This window comes from Spartinivicinus poritis (assembly GCF_028858535.1).
Classification (GTDB): domain Bacteria; phylum Pseudomonadota; class Gammaproteobacteria; order Pseudomonadales; family Zooshikellaceae; genus Spartinivicinus; species Spartinivicinus poritis.
In genome coordinates this window covers 1-2,592 of the sequence record NZ_JAPMOU010000132.1, presented here as the reverse complement: position 1 = coordinate 2,592, position 2,592 = coordinate 1, and the positions used below count along the sequence as shown (strand labels likewise).

Here is a 2,592-nt window from a genome sequence, read left to right as displayed (position 1 = left end):
AGTTTTTTCAGCGACTCAGAAACTTTAAAAGCTCCCGGCAGTTGCTGTCTTTCCTGCTCATCTCCAGTCAGTGGCGGCGCATTCTACGCACTTCTGAGTTTAAGTCAATACTTTTTCGAAACAAAACAAATACTGACTACTTTACAAACAAAAAGCCGTTTATTAATGGAAATAAACGGCTTTTGATTGACGGATTGTATGTTTTTTATTCAATCAAGGTTTTAGACCGCTCATGTGTTCTATTGCCAAACTGATTTCTTCATCAGAACAATCCGCGCAATTACCTTTAGGTGGCATACTCCCTTTTCCATTAACAGCGCTCTTTACCATCTCCTCAAATGAGCCAAGATCATCCAACCTTGCCTGCCATGCACCCGTATCACCTACTTTAGGTGCATCTAATAACCCCGTGGCATGACAGGTATTACAGAATAGCCCTACAACATCTTCACCTGAGCGAGGGCCAGAACTAGAACTTGCCACAGCACCAGCATTTTTCGCACACTCTTCACCTTCTATACATACCTTGCCAATTGGCTTGATTCGTTCTGCAATTTGTTCATCTTTGGTCGCAGCATGGGATGATGTAATCGCCAGCAGGCCCATTAAAACAGCAGAGTATATTACTTTGGCAGTTCTTTTATTGCGTTGGTGAGCCACTTAGTTGTCCTCATAATTCAGCCATCACACAGCCCGGCTAGTACTGTTTTTTAGGTCCGGGGTCAAATGCTGGACGATTATAGACCAAAACCCACTAAGCCTAAACAGTCGTGTCTTGATTTCACTGATATAAATCAGCAACGGTGGGATAGTTACAAACCTGAGATTCGGGCTAGACTAAGCTATCAATGGCAGGTAATATAGCCGCCGCATTTCAAAGTAACGCGCCCTTAGCTCAGCTGGATAGAGCGTTGCCCTCCGGAGGCAAAGGCCAGAGGTTCGAATCCTCTAGGGCGCGCCATTAAAAATCAAGCACTTATCTCCTTATACAGCTTCATGAAATTATCGAGTGTCACGCTAGTGTCACGCAATTTCTCAAAATACCTATCAATAGCAGCGACACAAGTCGTTAAATAATTAGGGTCATAAGGCGCATACACTTCAGTTGTTGAGTACTGCTCCATTCTATGACCAAGTTGAGCTGCAACTTCCCATGGCGGTACAGACTGTGATCGTAACCAACGACTCATTGTATGCCTAAACGAGTAGCCAGTAACCTTCCCTTCTAAACCCGAATGCTTAACTGCCGTAGTAAATGATGATTTTAAGCTCTTAAACTGCTCTTGTTTGCCAGAAACAACGTTACACTGCTTCATGTGCCTTGTAGCTTCATGAATAAATTCAGGCATTTTTACTGTTGGCCGATACTTAGTTGTCTGCTGTCTTCCTTTTGGATTTAATTGAATTAACCTGTAATCATGATCAAGTTGGGAACTATGGAGCTCTAGAACTGCTGCCGGTCTTGCAAGCGTCCCCATTAATAACATGCAGTACCTAATAAGGTAATCTACATCCATCACATCAAATAGCTGAGCAACTTCTGCAATACTTAAAGGCCGCCCCATTTCAACATTACTATGAATAGGGACAGATATTGTCAGCATATTAACAGGATGCTCGATATACTCATTTTTATAACAAAAATTAACTGCAGCACGCAGAGTATTAAAAATACGTTTAATGTAACCTACCGAACATCCTTGCTCTTCTAAAAAATCTTTAAATTTTCTTTGTTCCCTAATACTCATTTCTGACAGCACAGAGTCTTTCCAATAGTTTAGTATTTTCTCGCAATGGGTCTTGGCCGCCTTATGACTAGCAACCTTTTTCCCATGCTCTGTGTAGTACAGTGTTAATGCCTTAGCTAATGTAATTGATTCTTTTGGTACTTTTACAGGAGTTTGCTCTTGAACAAAAAACTCCGCTAATCGTCGCTTTGCTTCTTGAAGATCGCTAGTGCGGAGTGATACTCGTTCTGTCTGATGTGTTCTTTTGTTATACCCGCATCGGTACCATGTATTCCACCCTTCTCGCTGCGCAAGAAACCATTTTCCAATTCGGTATCTTTTTGTAGGCTCTCTCCAGGGCATACTGTTTGCCTCACTAAAAATTCACAAAGTTGCCATCCCCAGAAACGATACCTACCTCTTTCCGAGATTCTGACATAACCTATTTGACCTGTATTTCTTAACGCTTCAAGCGTATTTCGAGGAATATTTAATTTTTTAATAACTTGCGGTGCAGAGTAATGTCCAAACAGTTCAATACCCAAAGCTTTTGCAATACTTTCATAGTTATTAGCATCTTTAAAATTTGGGTCGTTCTCCATAAAAACACCTTTATTTATTAAGTCATCACACCAATGAATGAATGCCTTGTATTATTAGCTCCCCTGCGAAAACCCGTTTCAACCTCGTCCCGAAGTATTTTTATATGCTCTGGCGCACTAATACTTATCTTTACTTGTTGTATGGACTTTGAAAAACCTTCTCTAGTATTGGGATAAGGGTAAACAGTTACTTCATGATCCAGTCTCAGGGGGTGGCCGAACTCAACTTCTTTGATACTAAGAAACCCACGTTGAATAGTGGT

Annotated in this window: 5 protein-coding genes and 1 tRNA gene; 2 read left to right on the top strand and 4 right to left on the bottom strand. The window is 41.2% G+C overall.

The window, feature by feature from the left end; translation table 11 throughout:
* A partial coding sequence (locus tag ORQ98_RS29275; protein ID WP_274692361.1) for a hypothetical protein occupies positions 1–186 on the top strand: 186 nt, incomplete at its 5' end.
* Between the two features lie 27 nt (positions 187–213).
* On the opposite strand, the gene ORQ98_RS29270 is transcribed toward ORQ98_RS29275, so the two are convergent.
* Positions 214–660, bottom strand: coding sequence for a c-type cytochrome (locus tag ORQ98_RS29270; protein ID WP_274692360.1), 447 nt, complete (start codon positions 658–660; stop codon positions 214–216).
* Positions 661–884: 224 nt separating this feature from the next.
* On the opposite strand from ORQ98_RS29270, the gene ORQ98_RS29265 reads away from it, so the two are divergent.
* A tRNA-Arg gene (locus tag ORQ98_RS29265) sits at positions 885–961 on the top strand.
* A gap of 7 nt (positions 962–968) precedes the next feature.
* Here ORQ98_RS29265 and ORQ98_RS29260 read toward each other — a convergent pair.
* From ORQ98_RS29260 to ORQ98_RS29250, 3 genes are all read right to left on the bottom strand, one after another.
* Positions 969–1,748, bottom strand: a complete 780-nt coding sequence (locus tag ORQ98_RS29260) for a tyrosine-type recombinase/integrase (RefSeq protein WP_483414581.1) — start codon at positions 1,746–1,748, stop codon at positions 969–971.
* Between the two features lie 176 nt (positions 1,749–1,924).
* Positions 1,925–2,329 carry a MerR family transcriptional regulator gene (locus ORQ98_RS29255; protein ID WP_274692359.1) on the bottom strand — a complete coding sequence of 135 codons (405 nt, stop codon included), beginning with the start codon at positions 2,327–2,329 and terminating at the stop codon, positions 1,925–1,927.
* Between the two features lie 17 nt (positions 2,330–2,346).
* Positions 2,347–2,592: carbon storage regulator (locus tag ORQ98_RS29250; protein ID WP_274692358.1), on the bottom strand; the 246-nt coding region annotated here is incomplete at its 5' end.